Source organism: Cohnella faecalis (genome assembly GCF_003570905.1).
In the GTDB taxonomy this organism is placed as follows: domain Bacteria; phylum Bacillota; class Bacilli; order Paenibacillales; family Paenibacillaceae; genus Cohnella; species Cohnella faecalis.
Window position 1 is genome coordinate 68,905 of sequence record NZ_QXJM01000023.1, and the last position, 19,822, is coordinate 88,726.

Annotated in this window: 20 protein-coding genes and 1 pseudogene; 20 read left to right on the plus strand and 1 reads right to left on the minus strand. The window is 55.6% G+C overall.

Going from position 1 to position 19,822, the window contains the following annotated elements:
* Window positions 1–23 precede the first annotated feature (23 nt).
* From trpE to D3H35_RS04070, 20 genes and pseudogenes are all read left to right on the plus strand, one after another.
* Window positions 24–1,589: an anthranilate synthase component I gene (trpE, locus tag D3H35_RS03970; protein WP_119148090.1), complete on the plus strand. Its 1,566-nt coding sequence runs from the start codon at window positions 24–26 to the stop codon at window positions 1,587–1,589.
* A 27-nt stretch (window positions 1,590–1,616) separates the two neighbouring features.
* Entirely contained in the window at window positions 1,617–2,666 is a 1,050-nt protein-coding gene (gene trpD / locus D3H35_RS03975) for an anthranilate phosphoribosyltransferase (RefSeq protein ID WP_119147854.1), read from the plus strand.
* Window positions 2,656–3,483, plus strand: coding sequence for an indole-3-glycerol phosphate synthase TrpC (gene trpC, locus D3H35_RS03980; RefSeq protein ID WP_119147855.1), 828 nt, complete (start codon window positions 2,656–2,658; stop codon window positions 3,481–3,483). The genes trpD and trpC overlap by 11 nt, the downstream gene beginning before the upstream one ends.
* Window positions 3,480–4,160 (plus strand): phosphoribosylanthranilate isomerase, encoded by a 681-nt coding sequence (locus D3H35_RS03985; protein WP_119147856.1) that lies wholly within the window; start codon window positions 3,480–3,482, stop codon window positions 4,158–4,160. Before trpC ends, D3H35_RS03985 begins: the two co-directional genes overlap by 4 nt.
* Entirely contained in the window at window positions 4,157–5,359 is a 1,203-nt protein-coding gene (trpB, locus tag D3H35_RS03990) for a tryptophan synthase subunit beta (protein WP_119147857.1), read from the plus strand. Before D3H35_RS03985 ends, trpB begins: the two co-directional genes overlap by 4 nt.
* Window positions 5,356–6,191 (plus strand): annotated as a pseudogene (gene trpA, locus D3H35_RS03995) (tryptophan synthase subunit alpha). Before trpB ends, trpA begins: the two are co-directional and overlap by 4 nt.
* A 134-nt stretch (window positions 6,192–6,325) precedes the next feature.
* Window positions 6,326–7,423 (plus strand): histidinol-phosphate transaminase, encoded by a 1,098-nt coding sequence (hisC, locus tag D3H35_RS04000; RefSeq protein ID WP_119147858.1) that lies wholly within the window; start codon window positions 6,326–6,328, stop codon window positions 7,421–7,423.
* 4 nt (window positions 7,424–7,427) lie between these two features.
* The gene (locus tag D3H35_RS04005) at window positions 7,428–8,567 is read left to right on the plus strand and encodes a prephenate dehydrogenase (protein ID WP_119147859.1); all 1,140 of its coding nucleotides are present in this window, start codon (window positions 7,428–7,430) and stop codon (window positions 8,565–8,567) included.
* Window positions 8,568–10,285: 1,718 nt separating this feature from the next.
* Window positions 10,286–10,885 (plus strand): RNA polymerase sigma factor, encoded by a 600-nt coding sequence (locus D3H35_RS04015; RefSeq protein ID WP_119147861.1) that lies wholly within the window; start codon window positions 10,286–10,288, stop codon window positions 10,883–10,885.
* Window positions 10,882–11,484 (plus strand): anti-sigma factor family protein, encoded by a 603-nt coding sequence (locus D3H35_RS04020; protein ID WP_119147862.1) that lies wholly within the window; start codon window positions 10,882–10,884, stop codon window positions 11,482–11,484. The genes D3H35_RS04015 and D3H35_RS04020 overlap by 4 nt, the downstream gene beginning before the upstream one ends.
* On the plus strand, window positions 11,481–12,089 hold the full coding sequence (locus D3H35_RS04025; RefSeq protein ID WP_119147863.1) for a histidine phosphatase family protein: 609 nt from the start codon (window positions 11,481–11,483) through the stop codon (window positions 12,087–12,089). Before D3H35_RS04020 ends, D3H35_RS04025 begins: the two co-directional genes overlap by 4 nt.
* Before the next feature lie 124 nt (window positions 12,090–12,213).
* The gene (locus D3H35_RS04030; protein ID WP_119147864.1) at window positions 12,214–13,461 is read left to right on the plus strand and encodes a hypothetical protein; all 1,248 of its coding nucleotides are present in this window, start codon (window positions 12,214–12,216) and stop codon (window positions 13,459–13,461) included.
* Window positions 13,462–13,534: 73 nt separating this feature from the next.
* On the plus strand, window positions 13,535–14,026 hold the full coding sequence (locus D3H35_RS04035; protein ID WP_378124781.1) for a gamma carbonic anhydrase family protein: 492 nt from the start codon (window positions 13,535–13,537) through the stop codon (window positions 14,024–14,026).
* A 37-nt stretch (window positions 14,027–14,063) separates the two neighbouring features.
* Window positions 14,064–14,246 (plus strand): IDEAL domain-containing protein, encoded by a 183-nt coding sequence (locus D3H35_RS04040; RefSeq protein ID WP_119147866.1) that lies wholly within the window; start codon window positions 14,064–14,066, stop codon window positions 14,244–14,246.
* A gap of 144 nt (window positions 14,247–14,390) precedes the next feature.
* Window positions 14,391–14,828, plus strand: coding sequence for a DUF2487 family protein (locus D3H35_RS04045; RefSeq protein WP_119147867.1), 438 nt, complete (start codon window positions 14,391–14,393; stop codon window positions 14,826–14,828).
* A 225-nt stretch (window positions 14,829–15,053) separates the two neighbouring features.
* Window positions 15,054–15,590, plus strand: a complete 537-nt coding sequence (locus D3H35_RS04050; RefSeq protein ID WP_119147868.1) for a ubiquinol-cytochrome c reductase iron-sulfur subunit — start codon at window positions 15,054–15,056, stop codon at window positions 15,588–15,590.
* A 19-nt stretch (window positions 15,591–15,609) separates the two neighbouring features.
* The gene (gene qcrB / locus D3H35_RS04055; RefSeq protein ID WP_119147869.1) at window positions 15,610–16,281 is read left to right on the plus strand and encodes a menaquinol-cytochrome c reductase cytochrome b subunit; all 672 of its coding nucleotides are present in this window, start codon (window positions 15,610–15,612) and stop codon (window positions 16,279–16,281) included.
* Between the two features lie 19 nt (window positions 16,282–16,300).
* Window positions 16,301–17,167: a menaquinol-cytochrome c reductase cytochrome b/c subunit gene (locus D3H35_RS04060; protein WP_119147870.1), complete on the plus strand. Its 867-nt coding sequence runs from the start codon at window positions 16,301–16,303 to the stop codon at window positions 17,165–17,167.
* A gap of 89 nt (window positions 17,168–17,256) precedes the next feature.
* Window positions 17,257–17,907, plus strand: coding sequence for a DUF1405 domain-containing protein (locus tag D3H35_RS04065; RefSeq protein ID WP_233567755.1), 651 nt, complete (start codon window positions 17,257–17,259; stop codon window positions 17,905–17,907).
* Between the two features lie 42 nt (window positions 17,908–17,949).
* On the plus strand, window positions 17,950–18,894 hold the full coding sequence (locus D3H35_RS04070) for a sporulation protein YpjB (RefSeq protein ID WP_158593938.1): 945 nt from the start codon (window positions 17,950–17,952) through the stop codon (window positions 18,892–18,894).
* Between the two features lie 22 nt (window positions 18,895–18,916).
* Here the strand turns inward: D3H35_RS04070 and D3H35_RS04075 are convergent, their stop codons facing one another.
* Window positions 18,917–19,786, minus strand: coding sequence for a YitT family protein (locus tag D3H35_RS04075; RefSeq protein ID WP_119147872.1), 870 nt, complete (start codon window positions 19,784–19,786; stop codon window positions 18,917–18,919).
* Window positions 19,787–19,822: the final 36 nt, after the last annotated feature.

Sequence of the window (19,822 nt, forward strand, 5' to 3'; positions counted from 1 at the left end):
ATTTGGGAAAGGGAGCGGTGCAGATGGATCAACGCGAATTGCAGCAAGTCATTGCGATGGCTGGCCGATACAATGTCATTCCGGTCGTACGTACGCTTTTGGCCGATACGGAAACGCCGATTCGGGTGTTCCAGCATCTGAGCCGGGACAAGCGGGCGTTTTTACTGGAAAGTGTGGAGGGAGGCGTGAAATGGGCTCGTTATTCCTTCATCGGAACCGACCCCTTCCTCGTACTGAAGCTGAAAAAGAACGAAGTGTCGCTTGAGCAAGGCGGCAAGACGGAGACGCATACGACGAACCGCCCTCTGGAGCTGCTTCGCGAGAAGCTGAGAGGGTATCGCAGTCCCTCGCTGCCTGAGCTTCCGCCGTTCACAGGCGGAGCGATCGGATTTTTCGGCTACGACTTGCTCCAATATTACGAGAAGAAGCTGCCGCCGCACGATGTGGACGATTTGCAAATGGACGATATGCAGTTCATGTTTTGCGATCGGATAATCGTATTCGATCACTTCAAGCAGCAAGTTCTCGTCATCGGCAACGTTCACGTGAAGGATGGCGCCGCGGACGCGGACATCGAAGCCTCGTACAAGGAAGCGGTGCAAGGGATCGAAGAGACGATCCGGAGATTGCAAAGGCCGCTCCCGACGTTTGCTTCCGCATCCGCGCCTCCAATGGACCCGGATCTCGGCGAAATCGGCTCCAACTTGACGAAGGAGCAATTCCTGAGCAACGTCGAGAGCGCAAAAGAGTATATCCGGGCCGGAGATATTTTTCAGGTCGTGCTCTCCCAACGGTTCCATATCGAGACGGAAGTCGATCCTCTGCACGTCTACCGCGTTCTGCGCACGATGAATCCATCGCCGTACATGTATTATTTGAAGCTGGACGATGAGGTGATCGTCGGTACGTCGCCGGAGCTGCTGGTCAAAGTAGATAATGGCAAGGTGGAGACTCGCCCGATTGCGGGAACTCGCCCGCGCGGCCGTACGCCGGAGGAAGATGCCGCGCTGGAGAAGGAGCTGCTCGCCGACGAGAAGGAGCGGGCGGAGCACGTTATGCTCGTCGATCTCGGCCGCAACGACATCGGGCGGGTGTCCGAGTACGGGACGGTGAAGTGCGACAGCTATATGGAAATCGAACGGTACTCGCACGTTATGCACATCGTCTCGAACGTAACGGGAACGCTCGCTCCCGACAAGGATTTCTACGATGCGTTTCTCTCTTGCTTGCCTGCGGGCACCGTATCGGGCGCTCCGAAGCTTCGGGCGATGGAAATTATCGCGGAGCTCGAGAACGAAGCCAGAGGGGCTTACGCTGGCGCTATCGGTTACCTCGGCTTTTCGGGAAGCCTGAATACGTGCATTACGATTCGAACGATTATTTTCAAGCATGGCAAAGCTTATGTCCAAGCCGGGGCGGGAATCGTATGGGATTCCGTGCCCGAGAACGAATACCAGGAGACGGTTAACAAAGCGAAAGGAATGCTCAAGGCGATCCGCGCGGCGGAAGCGGCATTCCCGCAGTCAAGCCGGAAGCAAGCGATTTACGCTTCATTAGGCGATCGGCGCACGAACCTGGATTACGATTAAGAGCGAGAGCGGAGGAGGAGACGGCAAATGAGCGAACAGGCGGTTGGAATGACACTGCCGCAAGGACTGGCCAAGCTCGTCGGTAGGGCGGACTTGACTCGCGAGGAGTCCTTCGGCATTATGACAACGATAATGCGGGGCGAAGCGACGCCGGCCCAAATCGGCGGCATCATGATTGCTTTGCGGATGAAAGGCGAGACGGTCGACGAAATTACCGGCTTCGCGGAAGCGATGCGTTCGTTCTCCAGCCATGTGCAGACGGAAAACGCGGATCTTCTCGATACGTGCGGAACGGGCGGCTCCGGCATTCATAAATTCAATATTTCCACCGTTTCGGCCGTGATCGCTGCGGCGGCGGGCGCCCGTGTGGCAAAGCACGGCAACCGCGCCATGTCGGGCAAAGCGGGCAGCGCGGATGTGCTGGAGGCGCTGGGCGTCAATATTAACCTAACTCCGGAGCAAGCGGGAGCTTGCTTGGAGCGTACGGGCATTTGCTTCATGTTCGCCCAACTCTATCATCCCGCCTTGAAGCATGCGGCCGCTCCGCGCCGCGAGCTGGGCGTCCGGACGATTTTCAATATGCTGGGCCCGCTCGCGAATCCGGCGAATGCGGACCGGCAATTGATCGGACTGTATGATCGGACGATGACGGAGACGGTCGCGAACGTTCTCGGCAGACTAGGCTTGAAGCGCGCCATGGTCGTCGGCAGCCATGACGGACTCGATGAAATTAGCATTTCCGCGCCAACTCAAGTGTCCGAGATGCGGAACGGAGTCGTAACGACGTATAACATTACGCCTGAGGAGCTCGGACTCGCCAGCGTGAAGCTTGGTGAAGTCACCGGCGGAGACGCTGCGGAAAACTCGCAAATTATCCGTCGCATTCTCGGCGGAGAGAGAAGCGCGTACCGCGACGTTGTTCTCGCTAACGCCGGCGCTTGCATCTACGTCTCCGGCCGCGCGGAATCGCTGCAGGACGGCGTACGCGTCGCCGCACAGACGATAGACGACGGCTTGGCGCTGAACAAATTGAACGAATGGATTGCCATGACAGGAGAAGTGAGCCATGTTTCTTGATGCTATAGTCGCAACGAAGCGCGAGGAGGTAGCCGCCCTATCCCGTTCGATGAATATCGGGACGGCGGAGCGTCAAATCGCTGATATGCAGCCATGCCGCGGGTTCGAGCGGGCGATCTCGCAGCGCCTCCGTCCGGTCGGCCTCATTGCCGAAGTGAAAAAAGCGAGCCCGTCCAAAGGGCTGATCCGGCCGGACTTTCATCCCGTTTCTCTTGCGCGCGCTTATGAGGCCGCCGGAACGGATTGCATTTCGGTGCTGACGGACGTCGATTACTTTCAAGGCAGCAACGATTATTTGAAGGCTATTCGCGAAGAGGTGGCCGTACCGCTGCTTCGCAAAGATTTTACGATAGACGAGCGCCAAATTTACGAAGCGCGTCTGATCGGCGCGGACGCGATCTTGCTGATCGCGGCAATCTTGACCAAGGAGCAGCTGTCGTCGTTCTACACGCTGGCGCGCGACATCGGTCTTGACGTGCTCGTCGAGGTTCATGACCGTCCCGAGCTGGAGACAGTGCTGGACATCGGCAAAGCGACGCTTGTCGGCGTCAACAACCGGGATCTTCGCACGTTCGTGACCGATCTTCGCGTCACTGAGCAGTTGATCGGGTTAATGCCAAAAGGTGTAACGGCTGTGAGCGAGAGCGCGATTTCGACTCCGGACGATGTAGCGTTCGTTCGCGGCGCGGGAGCTCAAGCCGTGCTCGTCGGCGAGCATTTCATGCGTCAGTCCGACGTGGCGTCAGCCGTCGAAGAGCTCCTTGGGCCTGTCGATCGTTCTCAAGAGGGCGCTGCTCAAGAGGGCGCTGCGCGATGAGCAAGAAGGCGCGGGTCAAAATATGCGGGATCAAGGAAGAGTCGACGTTAAGAGATATGGCGGAGCTGCCCGTCCACTATGTAGGCTTTATGTTCGTTGCGGCGAGCAGACGGCGAGTGACGGCCGAGCAAGCGGCCAAGCTTATTGCCGCTTCTCGCGTCGTCAACATGGCTGACGGCAATCCGCCGCTCGCAGTAGGGGTATTCGTCAATCCGACGATAAACGAGCTGAGGGACGTTCTCGCTCAAGCTCCGCTTGACGTTGTGCAGCTGCACGGAGACGAGACGCCGGCCTTTTGCCGGGAAGTGCGCGATACGTTCGGCGTAGACGTCTGGCGGGCGCTGCCCGTCGCCGAGCCGGGCTCCTCCGACGCCGACGAATCGGGATCGGAGCGATTGGAAGCCTATAAAGGCTCCGTCAGCACGATTCTGATCGATACGGCGGGCGGAGGGACGGGGCGTACGTTCCGATGGGATCTGATTCCGTCGTATCAACGGATTGCCGACCGGCTCGGATTGAAGCTGATCGTAGCGGGCGGCTTGTCGCAGGACAACGTAGAGGAGCTTTTGGCTCTCCATACTCCCTATGGAGTCGATATATCAAGCGGCGTAGAGACGGAAGGCGCGAAGGATTCCGTCAAAATCGCCGCATTCGCAGAAAGGGTGAACCGTTCATGAGTCAGACGCAAGTGCCCGATCAACACGGGAGGTTCGGAGCGTTCGGCGGCAAATACGTGCCGGAGACGCTGATGAACGCGCTAATCGAGCTGGAAGAAGCTTATAACCGATATAAAGACGACCCCGATTTTTTGGAAGAGGTTCGCTATTTGCTGAAGCAATATTCGGGCCGTCCGACTCCGCTTTACTACGCCGAACGTCTGACCGAGCATCTCGGCGGCGCGAAAATTTATTTGAAGCGCGAGGATTTGAACCATACCGGAGCGCACAAGATCAACAACACGATCGGACAAGCGGTTCTGGCAAAGCGGATGGGCAAAAAGAAAGTAATCGCCGAAACCGGAGCCGGCCAGCACGGCGTCGCCACTGCGACGGTCGCCGCTTTGATGGGGCTGGAGTGCAAGGTGTTCATGGGCGAAGAGGATACGAAGCGCCAGCAGCTTAACGTATTCCGGATGAAGCTGCTCGGCTCCGAAGTCGTTCCCGTGCTGTCCGGGACTCGAACGCTCAAGGACGCCTGCAACGAAACGCTGCGTTACTGGGTCAGCCATGTCGAAGACACCTATTATATTTTGGGCTCCGTAACAGGTCCTCACCCTTATCCGATGATGGTCCGCGACTTCCAACGCATTATCGGCCTGGAAACCCGCGATCAAATTGTCGAAGCCGAAGGCAGGCTGCCTGATGTGATCATCGCCGCCGTCGGAGGCGGAAGCAATGCCGCCGGGATGTTCCATCCGTTCGTCGGCGACAAGAGCGTTCGCCTCATCGGCGTTGAAGCGGCCGGACGCGGAGTCGATACGGACGAGCATGCGGCAACGATGAGCAAAGGCCGGCCGGGCGTATTCCAAGGCTCGCTCAGCTACGTTCTTCAAGACGAGGGAGGCCAGGTGCTGCCGGCTCACTCGATTTCCGCCGGTCTCGACTATCCGGGCATCGGACCGGAGCACGCGTATTGGAAAGATTCGGAGCGAGCCGAGTACGCGCCGATCACGGACGCAGAAGCGCTTGAGGCGCTTAAGCTTCTTTCGCGCAAGGAAGGAATCATTCCGGCGCTGGAATCCGCGCACGCGGTCGCCCACGCGCTCAAGGTCGCGCCTTCTTTGAGCAAAGACAAGATTATCGTCATCAATTTGTCGGGACGCGGAGACAAAGACGTCGAATCTATATTGAGCTATGAAGCGGAGGGGAAGCTATGAGTGCGATTACGTCCCCGAACGCCATCGACAAGGTGTTCGCCGATTTGAAAGCGAGCGGCGAGACCGCGTTAATTCCGTTCATGACGATGGGAGACCCGGACTTGGAGACGTCCGTCTCTCTCGTGCAGGCAGCCGAAGCGGCAGGAGCCCATATGATCGAGCTGGGCGTTCCGTATTCCGACCCGCTTGCCGACGGCCCGTCATTCAGCGCGCTTCCGAACGCGCTTTGAAAAACAAAATCAGCCTGGTCGACTGCATGTCCGTCGCTTCCAAGGCTCGCAGTCTTGGAGTGAAAATTCCATTCATTCTATTCACGTACTACAACCCGGCATTGCAGCTCGGGCTTGATCGGTTTTTCTCGCTGTTGCAGGAACACGGCTTCAGCGGAGTCATTATTCCGGATTTGCCGATGGAAGAGGACGAAGAGGTGCTCGTCAGAGCGGAAAAGTCCGGCATTCACTTGATTCCGCTTGTCGCTCCAACATCGGACGCGCGAGTAGAGAAGATCGCGGCAAGAGCGAGCGGCTTTGTCTACTGCGTATCGTCTCTTGGCGTAACCGGCGTTCGTTCCTCGTTCCACGAAGGCATCGAAAAGTTTTTGCGTACGGTTCGCGATGCGGCCAGCGTGCCGATCTGCGTAGGCTTCGGCATCTCGTCCCGCGAGCAGGCGGAGCAGCTGTCCGGCCAATGCGACGGCGTTATCGTCGGCAGCGCGATCGTCCGAAAAGTCGAGGAGGAGCTTCCTCAGCTTTGTTCCGAGAATGCGGGCGAGCGTGAGCGAGGCATCGCGGCGGTGCAGCAATTTATAGCCGATTTGAAGCCCCGTGCCTAGCGATTGCCATTTTTAATCTGTACACAGCCATTTCCTTATGTCACAATATAAGATACCTTTCGATAGCGGAGCGCCATGCGCTCCGTTTTCGACGATCATTCGGGTCAACGAAGTCATTAGGAGGTTAATCGTTTATGCAGCCGAAACCGAATATTGTGGGCTTGCCCGTGTATCAGCCGGGCAAACCCGTCGATGATGTGAAGAGAGAGCTCGGCTTGTCCGAGGTCATTAAGCTAGCTTCCAACGAGAATCCTTTCGGATGTTCTCCGAAGGCGAAAGAAGCAATCGTTAGAGAGCTTGATAACGTCAGCATTTATCCGGACGGAGCTGCCGTGGAATTGACGGCCGCAATCGCTTCGTACCATGGGGTTAACACGGATCAGATTATTTTTGGCATGGGCTCCGATGAAATCATTATGATGATCGCCCGCGCGTTCCTGCTTCCGGGAGACGAGACGATTATGGCGGACTTGACCTTCCCGCAATATAAGCATAACTGCGTCATCGAGAATGCCGTAATCGTCGAAGTCCCCCTCAAGAAGGGCACGCACGATTTGTTCGGCATGGCTCAGCGCGTTACTTCCAAGACCAAGGTTATTTGGGTATGCAATCCGAATAACCCTACAGGAACGATTGTCACGGCGGACGAGGTGGAATGGTTCCTATCCAACGTTCCTCCGCACGTTTTAGTCGTGCTTGACGAAGCTTATTGCGAATATATCGACGACTCGTCCTACCCTAACGGTCTGAAGCTGTTGGAAAAATATCCGAACGTCGTCCTGCTCCGCACATTCTCGAAAATTTACGGTCTCGCATCGCTTCGCATAGGGTACGGAATAGGGCGTCCCGATGTGATCAGGTTCATCAACCAGGTGCGCGAGCCGTTCAATACGAGCCGTTTCGGCCAAGCGGCCGCGCTGGCGTCTCTCGCAGACGAATCGTTCGTTGCCGATTGCCGCAATGCCAACCGGGAAGGTCTCGCGCAGCTTCGTTCGGCGTTCGAGCGCCTTGGCTTGGAAGCTTTCCCGGCTTACGGCAACTTCATTATGGTTGACGTGAAGCGTCCGGCGCAGGAAGTGTTCGATAGTTTGCTTCGCAAGGGTGTCATTGTGCGAGGCGGCTTTAAGCTGACGCCGACTCATCTTCGGATCACGGTTGGCAGCCGCGAAGAGAACGACAAAGTGATTGCTGCGCTCGAAGCGGCGCTGCAAGAAATCGCGGTAAAGGTGTGACGGAATGAGCGGAGATTTTAGCGACTTTACATTCGAACAGAGCGAGGGAACGAAGATCAAGATCGCGATTTTTGGCGTTGGCTTGATCGGCGGCTCGCTCGCCCTGTGCTTCAAAGGAAATCCGGGGTTTCATGTCGTCGGCCATTCGGTCAACCCGGCTTCTATCGACAAATACATCGCATCCGGCGTCGTCGACGAAGCGACGACATCGTTGGCGGACGCGGCTGCGGACGCGGATTTTCTGTTTCTGTGCGTCCCGGTCGGACGTCTTTCCGACTATGTGGAAGAGCTGTCGCGGCTGTCGCTCAAGCCAGGCTGCATCATTACCGACGTCGGCAGCACAAAAGCGTCGGTCGTCCGCCATGCCGACAAGCTGGCGCTGCAGGGCGCCGTCTTCATCGGAGGACATCCGATGGCAGGCAAGGAGCGTTCGGGCGTGGAAGCGGCTGATGTCCATCTGTTCGAAAATGCCTATTATGTTCTTACTCCAACCGAAGCGACTCCGGCAGAAGCTCTAGCCAGACTTGAGGAGCTGCTTCATTGGACGCGGGCTCATATCGTGAAGACGGACGCCGTTCTTCACGACGACGTCGTCGGGGCGATCAGCCATCTGCCGCACGTCATCGCCGTTGCGCTTGTCAACCAAATTGCGGGCTACAACGAAGAGAACGGCTTGTACGCCAGTCTGGCGGCGGGCGGCTTCCGCGACATTACGCGAATTGCTTCCAGCGAGCCGGTTATTTGGCGTGACATCTTGCTTAACAATCGCGATGTGCTGCTGAAGCTTCTTGGAGATTGGAAGGAAGAAACCGATAAATTCGTAGATTTGCTTGAACGGTCGGACGGAGAAGGAATAGCGGAGCAGTTCCGTGCGGCGGGAGAGTTTCGGAACAGCCTGCCGGAGCGGCGCAAAGGCTTGATCGCCTCTTTGTTCGAATGCTACGTCAATGTGCCGGATCATCCGGGCATCGTTGGCGGCATTGCGACCGAGCTTGGACAAGCCCGAATCAACTTGAGCAATCTTCATATAATCGAAAGCCGCGAAGACGTGCCGGGAGTGCTTAGGCTGTCGTTCCGCAACGAAGCCGCTTTGGAGCAAGCCGTCGCTTTGTTGAAATCACTTGGCTACGACGTCCATTTCTAATGAAATGGGCGTTTCTTTTTTTATATAGGAATTCATTTCTGCACCATTATCCCTTTCGTTCAGAAAAAGAAGGTGCGAGCAAGCAAGCCAGGGGCAAGGTGCGAGAACGACCGCGTTTATAGCAGATGGAGCAGCGCTCTCTGTATCGTTAAAGCCGGGCAGTAGCCGATGGGCGTGCAACAATAGTACGCGATCCCACTGATTGGGCGAAATAGCGGCGCTGGCGGGGGAACGATGGTATGATGTCCCACTGATTAGCGCAATAGCGGCAATGGCGTGCAACAATGGTACGTGCTCCCACTGATCGGGCGGAATAGCGGCAATGGCGTGCAGCAATGGTACACAGTCCCACTGATAGGGCGGAATAGCGGCAATGGCGGGGCAACAATGGTACGTAGTCCCACTGATCTGCGGAATGTGGAGATGGCAGAGTAACAAATGGTACGTGGTCCCACTGATTGGACGGAATAGCGGCAACGGCGTGCAACAATGGTACGTAGTCCCACTGATTGGGCGGAATAGCGGCGCTGGCGGGGGTACGACGGTATGAAGTCCCACTGATTGGGCGGAATAGCGGTAATGGCGTGCAACAATGGTACGGGCTCCCACTGATCGGGCGGAATAGCGGCAAAGGCGTGCAACAATGGTACGTAGTCCCACTGATCGGCGGAATAGCGGCGCTGGCGGGGGAACGATGGTATGAAGTCCCACTGATTGGGCGGAATAGCGGCAACGGCGTGCAGCAATGGTACGTAGTCCCACTGATTGGGATGAATGGCGGCGCTGGCGGGGCAACAATGGTACGATGTCCCACTGACTGGGCGGAATGGTTGCGATGGCGGGGGAACAAAGGTACGCAGTCCCACTGATCAGCGCAATAGCGGCATTTTTGAATGGAGTAGGTGGAACCCCTCCCTATATTCCCTATAGGCGGGCGAATTCGAATTGGAGCGGCAAGGTCGTTTTGCGGGAGAAGTTTAGCTCGGAAAAATCGGGCTATCGCCCTTCGCTCGTTCGCAAAAACGACGCTCTGTCTGAATGGCAACGGATACGCAACGTGTTTGACGGCAAAAAAAAAACCGCCCTCACGGGCGGCTGCACAGAGTGCAAGGATTGGATAGGAGTGGAGAGAAACCATACTGTACTTTTATTATATGTATCCGTTTACATTTTGTCAATAAGCGTTTACATTTTATTTTGATGACGCTTTCATCGTCAAATAACCCCAAATTCACGCCGATATCGCTTTTGATAAAAGCCGGCAACCGCGTCTTATCGCCTAACGATAAACGGTGTCGCGTTTTTGGCAACTTTACGGGTACGGTCATGCATGACGCATTTCCGATAGGTGCTGCCGCTTGCCCGCTCGCAACATGATTTAAGCGCTTACGAACAGGTTATATAGCGTTGACGGCTACATAATGCGATGCACCAATGGCAAGGAAGGAAATAAAATAAGCAGGCCGGTGTATATTAGGCTATAAGTTTCCTCTACCGAAAGGAAAAGCCAGCATATTCCCGTTTTTACCTGTTCAATTTGAGAAATTTTTAAAGTATTGGTCTTTGCTAATGTGTTACAATACGAGGTGTATTTTGTAAAATACTGCCTTCCTGAATGAAACGCGCAGCAGATGGCGCAACTTTTTCGTTTTATGCCGGTATAAGAGGTTAGATCCGGCTGCGAACGTTCACCCTGAAGCGGGGGGAGGGTCGCGGGAATGCTTACGGATTCCCAATTGATTCGGGAAATCAAGGACGGCAATGTGGAGCTTTATTCCACGTTAATGAGCCGCTATCAGAAAAAGATTTTATCTTTCGTATTTCATATGCTGAAAAGCGCTAAGCTGGAAATCATGGCGGAAGACGTCTGCTCGGAGACGTTCTACAAAGCTTACCGGAGCTTAAGCTCGTTCCGGGAAGTGGATGCCTCTTTTTCCACCTGGCTATATACGATTGCGCGCAATACGGTATTAAGCGAGCTTCGCAAGCAGAAGACATCACACCTTTCGTTGGACGATTCCACTTATATACCCGCCGCACCGATGGAAGCGGCGCCCGAACAGCGGCTTTTGCGGAACGAGAAAGTGCTCATGGTTCGCGAGGCCATCAACAGTCTTCCCGAGAAGCAACGATCCGCGCTTATTCTGAGGGAATACGACGGGATGGATTACCAGGAGATCGCGAATATCCTGGGGCAGACGGTCAGCTCCGTCAAATCCCTTCTGTTCCGGGCCAGGGCAAGCGTCAAAACCCAATTGGAATCGTACTTCACCGAACCGTCCATGATGAAGGAGTACGAGGAGATGAAACTGCGATGAAATGCGAACAAGCCGAAGAGCTATTCGGCGTTTACTGGGACTTGCCGGAACATGCGCCGGAGAGGATCATGGTCGACATCCATATTCAAAGCTGCGCTGCCTGCGCAGAGCAATTCCGCATGTGGGAAGAGAGCTCCGATCTGATTCGCGATATTCCCGACGACGACAAGCTCGAAGAGGAGATTTTCGCTTATCAAGGAATGAGCGATAAGGTGATGAACCGGATCTATTCCGAACAGAGCTGGTTTCTGCCGACTTCCCGGCGAACCTATTCCTTTACCAACGGCTTCCGCAAGAAGACTGCCATCGTATTGGCCGGTCTTCTCACGGTGTTTTTCGGCGGCTTCCTCTATTCGACGATCAATCGCGCTATCGGACCCGACAGCAACATAACCGGAGTTATGGAAACCGCCAGCGCCTTCGCGGCTTCGCACGATCTGAACAACAGCGTTACTATCGAGGTTCCTACCGCCAGCCTTAGCGAGCCTTACTTGCTGCACGTTACGCCTGCTATGCCGGAGTATTGGGTGGCGCTGTCCATGCTTGGCATGATTATGACGCTGCTGATTCTGAATTGGTTTTCGCGGGTTCGTTCATGAGCGCGACGACCCGGATCGGCTGGATCCGGCACGGAATTACCGCATGGAATCAGCTGGGGAAAATCCAAGGCGCAACCGACATTCCTCTCAGCGAGGAAGGGGGGGCGCAAGCGAGGCTGTTGGCGGCCAGGCTCGCGGAGGAGAAAAACCGGTGGGACGGCGTGGTATGCAGTCCTCTATCCAGGGCGAAGAGCACGGGGGAGACGATCGCCGAACGGTTGGGCATTCCGATTCGGTTCGACTCTCGTCTCAAAGAGAGAGCTTTCGGCGAAGCGGAAGGCACGACGGAACCGGAGCGGCTCGCTCGATGGGGCGACGACTGGAGACGTCTCGTACCGGATCAGGAGACGGACGAGCAGGTGCTGGAACGAGGGCTAAGCTTTCTGGACGAATTCGTCAGAGACCATGAGGGGGAAGCGTGGTTAGTCGTTACGCACGGCAGTTTTCTTGGACGCATGCTGCAGTCGATGTGCGACGATCTGACCGACGGTCGGCTGAACAACGTATCGTTAACCGTCGTGGAACGCCGCGGCGAGAAGTGGATTCCGCTGCTCCATAATTGCACCGCTCATCTGAACGAAAGAATCGAATCGCAACAATCGTAAATCCAAGGCTTTCCGCAAACCGTTACGACGGGGCGGAAAGCCTTTTTTTCATGAGCGTCGACGTTTAAACCGCTGCTGTTCAACCGATAATGGGATTAAATGCTCCTAAAAGCGGGGAATGCCGATGAATTTGGCCGATATGCTCTGTTATGCCGACATTGAACAGCTAACCCGGATAGCGGACGCCTATGAGTGCGATTGCAGCAGCCATTCCAAAAACGAGCTTATCCAGTCGATTTTGACGGCGGTTCAGCGCAGAGACGCATTGGAGACGCGGGTCGGGCAAATGAGCAAGGACGACTTGCGATTCCTGAACTCGCTCTTGTTCGAAACCCGCGCGACTTACAGCTTGGAGGAATTGAAAGCCCGTGCGATCGGGAATGCAGCCGGCAAGGAAGAGCGGGCATCGGGATCGGCAAATTCGCCGATGCTGTCCGTTCCCGTCAAGCAGGCGTTGTCTCCGGCCGGCAGCCGATCGCGCAAAAAGAGTGCCAGTCCGGAACTTCCGCCGCTGGAGCCGGATGAAATCGCAAGGCTTGCGATTACCAGATTCAAACGGTTCGGATGGCTGTTCAACGGGATATCGCAGCAAACGCGTTATTTGTTTCAGGTTCCCGAAGACGTCAAAACACGGTTGTGCGATACGTTGGAACGCCAATTCCGAACAAGCCTTCAAATAACCGATGAGCCGCCCGTCTATCGGGACGAGCAAGGTCTTCTCGCGGACGACCTGATTCGGTTGTTGCGTTATGCGAGAGATAACGATGCTCCTCTGACATCCGAAGGTATTTTGTATAAAAGGCAGCTGGGACAACTGCTGGAGCTTATGTCGATCGGAGAGCAGGTTCCGGCCAAGGGCGGTTGGCGGTTCGGCTATGGCAGAAGAATTCGGGATTATCCGGAACGGTTTTCGCTGCTGTACGATTTCGCTTGGTACAACGGCTTTATTCGGGAAGAATTCGAAAGATTGGTTGTAACCGAGGAGGGGCATCGCGCCGCGGAAGCAAAGGGGACTCTCGATCCGGCTCCGCTGTATCGCTTATGGCTTCGGCTCTACAAAGGACCGATCCCGAATCTTCTGTCGCTCGTTCAATGGGTTTCCCGGCTGGGCACGGAGTGGGTGACGGTGTCTTCCTTGAGGGAGGTTCTGCTTCCTCTTATTCGTCCCTACTATTACGATACGCCCCAGGACGTGCTGGAACGCCGCGTTCTTGCGATGATGGTCCACCTTGGCTTGCTAAGATGGGGGGAGACCGAAGCCCGCGAGGCGGTCGTCCGCATGACTTCGCAAGGGAGATCGATCGTAAAGGGGACATCGCTGGCTTTCGAAGACACTATCCGGATGGATGGAACGGGCGTTGACAGCAGTTGAATGGAGTTGCTACAATCTCTCTCAACTTCAGCGGAACAATCGGAAGGAGAGAGCGGTCGTGTTGCTGCCATTCATGGGAGTTGTTCCCCGTCTTGGAACCGGGGTGTTCGTGGCCGACGGCGCCAAAATCGTAGGGGACGTCGAAATCGGAGCCTGCAGCTCCATTTGGTTTAACGCCGTGCTGCGCGGGGACTTGGCGCCGATTATTATCGGAAAAGAATCGAACATTCAAGACGGCGTCGTCGGGCATGTGAATCGAGATCAGCCACTTATTATCGAAGACGGAGTATCGGTCGGGCATTCGGCGATCGTTCACGGTTGCCGAATAGGCAAAGGCACTTTGATCGGCATGGGGGCCATTGTCCTGAGCGGTGCCGAAATCGGTGAATATGCTTTAGTAGGAGCCGGATCGCTTATTACCGAGCGTCAGGTTATTCCGCCGTATACCCTGTGTCTTGGCTCGCCCGCCAAAGTCGTCAGGGAGTTGACCGAGCGGGATTTGGAGCAATTAAAGCGGACAGCGGACAGCTACGTAACCAAGGGCAAGCAATATTTGAGCCTCTAGGAGCCCGCTAATCCGGAATTTACGGAGGTGCACGATGATGGACAACATGAAAGTCGCCTACGAGAACATGCTGGGACTGGCGGCCGAAATGGTCCTGGACGAGGCGCTGCGCAAATACCGGACGGAAAAGCTATACGAAGACATCGACGATGCGCTTGCGCGGCACGATCCGGAGCAGTTCCGGCTTCTGACCGACGAACTGAAGACGATCCTGTCTTGAACCAAACGATAAGAAGCCGCCCGGCAGCCGCCGCGGCGGCTGTTTTTTGCTTTTCTTGTCCGATAAATTGGAGTACGATGAAGATGATAGTATGCCTAGAAGCATATAGAGACGATATCGAACGGAATAGAGGTTGGGTGGAAAATGAGATTCAGCGAGTTGAACGAAGCGGAATGGCCGGACTTGCAGCCCTATATGGATACGTGCCTGCTTCCCGTAACCGGGCTTGACGGAACGGAGTCTCCTTGGGAAGCGAAGGAGAAGGTGGGGGCGGCCGGAGACTGGCTCTCTCCGGTCGAGTACGCGTTCAAGGGGCGCACGGTTACGATGCCGGCCTACCATTATTACGATGGCGGAGAGGAAGCGCTGGAACGTCTGAGAGCGGCTTGCCGGCAATTGAAGCGATCCGGCTTCCGTTACCTTATTATTGTGTGCGGTCAGCCGAACGGAATCGCTGGCATTCCCGAAGCGGATTTGATTCTCCAGCCGGAGGCCGAGGGAGCTGCAGCCGACGAGAGCTTGATTCGCAAGTCGGTGTCCGCTCTCTGGAAGGAAGCCGCGTTCGCGTCGGATTCGAGGTAGCCCGCGCATATTTCCGCAAGAAAGGAAAACAATAGGCAGACAGGGCTCGCCGGGGAAATGTGACAATTTGAGAACATTTTAAGCTGGCTTTTCCCGCAGGCGTTGGAAACGTTCACCGCGATTCTTGACGTTCCAAATCGCGTGGGCTATTATAGTTTTGTCCTTGTGAATGTAAGGTAAAGTCCGTGATGGACGCAAGTTGGTGTGGCAAAGGGGGTAGAAGGAATGGACCACAATGAGCAGCAGGATACCGTGCATAAACCGATTAAGCGTAAGGAGATGTCGAGAAGGCAGTTTTTGACATATACGCTTGGCGGTGCCACAGCCTTCATGGCAGGCGGGGTCATTTTGCCGATGATTCGGTTTGCCGTCGATCCCATCTTGCAAAAGAAAACGTCGGGCAATTTCGTGAAAGTCATTGAAGAGAGCAAAGTAACGAAAGAGCCTCAGCAGGTGGATTTCAAAGTCCATCAGATCGATGGATGGTACGAAAGCGATCCGAAAATGCAAGCATGGCTTACGAAAGGCGACGACGGCAAAGTGTTCGCGCTGTCTCCGATCTGCAAGCATCTCGGATGCACGATCGGCTGGAGCGGCGAAGAAGCGCCGAACGAGTACCACTGCCCGTGCCACGGTGCACGCTATACGAAAGACGGCAAAAACCTGAAGGTTGCGCCGAAACCGCTCGATGAATACGAAGTCAAGCTCGAAAACGGCTGGGTATACCTCGGACCGCTGTTAGCCAACACGCGCGTGAAGTAGAAGGAGGGCGTTTCGTCCCATGTTCAAAAGCATGTACAATTGGATCGACGAGCGTCTGGACGTTACGCCGATGTGGCGGGACATCGCGGATCACGAGGTGCCGGAGCACGTTAACCCGGCGCATCACTTCTCCGCTTTCGTCTATTGCTTCGGCGGATTGACGTTCTTCATTACCGTCATCCAAATCCTCTCGGGGATGTTCCTGACGATGTACTACGTTCCCGACATAATCAACGCATACTATAGCGTCGATTACCTCCAGCATCAGGTCGCCTTCGGCGCGATTGTGCGGGGGATGCACCACTGGGGCGCGAGTCTCGTCATCGTTATGATGTTCCTACATACCTTGCGGGTTTTCTTCACGGGCTCTTACAAAGCGCCTCGCGAAATGAACTGGGTAGTCGGAATGTTGATTTTCTTCGTTATGCTAGGTCTTGGCTTTACGGGCTATCTGCTTCCTTGGGACAACAAAGCGTATTTCGCGACGAAGGTCGGTATCGAAATCGCGGCTTCCGTTCCGTGGGTCGGCCCTTACATCAAGGAGTTGATGCAGGGGGGCACGATCGTCGGCGCGCAAACGCTGACTCGTTTCTTCGCGATTCACGTGTTCTTCCTGCCCGGCCTGCTGCTCGCGCTGCTTGCCGCACACTTCTTCATGATCCGAAAACAGGGCATTTCCGGGCCGCTGTAAGAGAGAGGAGTGGCAAGCGTTGGCACACAAACAAGATCCAAATGAAAAAATCGTATACGTCGGCGATTCGCGTATTCGCAAGAGAGACAATAAGAATGTCGTGCCGCCCGACTACACCGCTTTCCCGGGCAAATCGGAAGCGTTCATTCCGAACTTCCTGCTGAAAGAATGGATGGTCGGCGTCGTGGCGCTCGTGGGCGTTCTCGTCCTCGTCATCTCGGAGCCTGCTCCGCTCGGATATCCGGCGAACCCGCTTAACGGCGCGTTCATTCCGATGCCGGACTGGTACTTCCTGTTCATGTATCAGTTGTTGAAATATCCGTATACGTCCGAGGATTTCATCGTGTTCGGTACGGCGCTCTTTCCGGCGTTGCTGTTCGGAGGTTTGCTGCTCGCTCCTTTCCTGGATACGGGCAAGGAACGCCGCTTCTACCGCCGTCCGATGGCTTCCTCGTTCATGGCGCTGTCGCTCGTTGCCGTCATTTACTTGACTTGGGTATCGTGGGATCACTACCAGTTCGAGCTCAAAGCGTCGGGAACGATTCCGGAGCACATCGAACGCGAGATCAAAGCGGAAGAGGCCATCGAAAAAGGACTTCCTCGCCCGATTCCGGGCAAAGAGAAAATTCCTGCGATGGTGGCCGCGGACGACGTCGCCTTCACCGGGACGATGAAGGAAGCGCAATGTATCGCTTGCCACGGTGCCGAGCTCGAAGGAGGAGGCGCCCCTGCGCTTCGCGGTATCGGAGACACGCTTAGCAAAGAGGAACTTGTCGCTACGATCACGAATGGCAAAGGCGACGGAATGCCGCCGTTCAAAGGCAAACTGACCGACGAACAAATCGATCAGGTAGCAACCTGGCTCTCCAAGCAAAAAGCCGAATAAGCTGGCATCAACCCGAGTAGCGGCACGCATGGTGCCGCTACTCTTTCGTTCCGGGATTTCCAACCATGGCCATGAAGGAGCCGACCGAAGTGAGCTTACGCTGGTATTTTTCGAAGCATTGTCTTTTGCATCCGGTTACGCTGCTTTTGTTGCTGCTCATTTACGTTCCGGGTACGATCTACGGCTACATCTGGTATGAAGACCAGCTAGTCAAGACATGGAATCATCATCCGCATTGGCAAATTCCGTTCGTGCCGGACAGTCCGACCGCTTCGTTGTTTTTTGCGATAGCGGTGCTGTGGCTTTGGATATCGCCGAAGCCGTCCAAATCGGGGTTCGTCCAATCGATCCGCGGAATTATCGAGGCGCTCGGCGTCGTTACTTCCGTGAAATACGGAATTTGGGCCACGGTTATTATTTTCTGGGGACAAGCGCAAGGCGACGTCCTATATTGGGAGCATTGGATGCTCATCATCGGCCATACGGCGATGGCTGTTACGGCGCTGTTATATGCTCGCTTTTTCTTCTTCAATTGGATTTCGCTCGCCGTCGCCGCCGCATGGACATTCCTTAACGACAGTATCGATTACGGCTATGGCATATTCCCTTATTTGCCAAGCGAGCTGGACGACGATCTGGTTCTCGTGCGTAATTTCACCTTCATCTTGACCGGTTTAAGCGTGCTGTCGGGAGCATGGGCCAGGTTCGTTCTCCGACGCAAATCGGACAACCCGTTCTAATTGCGGACATCCCCTCATACCTTAGGGCAGGAGGGGATGTCCGTGTTGTTAGACAAACGTCAGTATTCGTCGGTTAAGTGGCGGGAGGGGCGCATCGTCCTGTTGGCGCTGCTCGGGCTCTTGCTCGGCAATCCCGTTGTCGCTTGGGGCGATGCGCAGGGATCGATCGATGCTGATCCGACAGCAACGTCCGGCATCTCTTCTGCTTCCGGGGATTCGGCGGTCCGTTCCTTTCGCGATGCCGCAGAGCTGCTCTACAAATCGGTTCAGGATGGCGACAAGCTCGAGTCTTTGCGCAGGATGCAGCAGACGGAACGGGGCTTTCTCGCGCTTCGGTTGGAGGGCTTGACGTCGGTGGAAGGCGTGCAGGCGCTGTCGAACAGCATAGCCGGCTTGAAACGCCAAATTGTCTCCGTCTCTCCGGACCATCAGCGCTGGAAGACGGCGGCCGCCGAAGTGAGACTTGCCGCAGACGCTTTGGCTAATCCCGGCGAGCCGATGTGGCATCGCTACCGGGCCGTCGTACTCGATGATTTGAACTCGTTGGATAAAGCTTTGAAATCGGAAGGAGCATCTTCTTTGCGTGCGCGCTCCGCTTTTCAAGCTTTGAACAATCATTATCGACTTATCCGAACCGCAGTCTTGCTCAGCACGGAGCCGTTTGTCGCCGAAAGAGCCGATTCGGCGATGGCCTATGCATCGCGCGTAATGTCGGCTGCCAAGGCGGACGCCAAGCTGACCGACAATCTTATTCCGGCATTGACCAACGCCCTTGAGGGGGTGTTCCCGAACAAGGATGAGGAACCGACCGTTTCCGTGCCGGCCTCCGGTCCGACTTGGGGATGGTCGGCGATGATCGGGTCGATTGTCGTCGCGATGCTGACATGGGTCGGCTGGAGACGCTACCGATCGGATATGTCGACGGGAGTGCCGGCATTGCCCAAGCGGGGCTCGCGCCGCGATCCGGCCGACCGCTGGATGAAATAATACGTGCGAGCCCCATGAGCGGTTACTCCTCTCGGAACCCTTCTCCAAGAACGTCGTGAACATCGTTGATTACGATAAAAGCCCGTTTGTCATGCTGACGAACGAGGCTTTTTAATTTGGGAATTTCGAAGCGGCTTACGACGCAATAGACGACGGTTTTCGGTTCGCCGGAGAAGCCTCCTCGCGCGGGCATCAAGGTGACCCCGCGATCCAGCTCCCGTGTAATTTCCTTTGCGAGCCGGTCGGGCGACTCGCATACAATTGTGAACGCCTTGGCCGCATAGGCGCCCTCTTGAATGAAGTCGATGATTTTGGATGCAATGAAGACGGTAACGAGAGTGTAGAGCACCTTCTCCTTCGGTATGAAGAAAAGGGAAATTCCGAGGATCAGAACGTCCAGCGACAAAATAATTTGTCCCATGCTCCAGCCTTTTGCCCTGTGGAGGATGCGGGCGATAATGTCGACGCCGCCCGTCGTGCCGCCTACCCGAAACACCAAGCCGAGTCCTACTCCTAGCGTGACTCCCGCATATAAGACGACGAGGATGAAATCCTGCTCGGTTCGGAACGGCTCGATGTAACCGTGCTGAAATAGACGCTCCAATATCCACAAAAAGATCGACAGAAGCACGGTGCCGCCTACCGTATAGACCATCGCGGACTTTCCGAGCCGACGCCAGCCGAGAGCGAACAAGGGAAGATTGATGACCAGCGTCATGAGCGAGGTCGGCAAATTGCCGGCGTAGTTAAGAAGGACGGCAACGCCGGTCACGCCGCCTTCCATCAGCCGGTTGGGCAAGATGAAATATTGAATTCCGAAAGCGTATACAGCCGTTCCGGCCGCTAAAGTAGCCCATGTTCGGACTTTTCGCCAAAAATCGTCGGATGACATGATCGAATCCCTCCGTGAAATGGTGAATTTGCATTT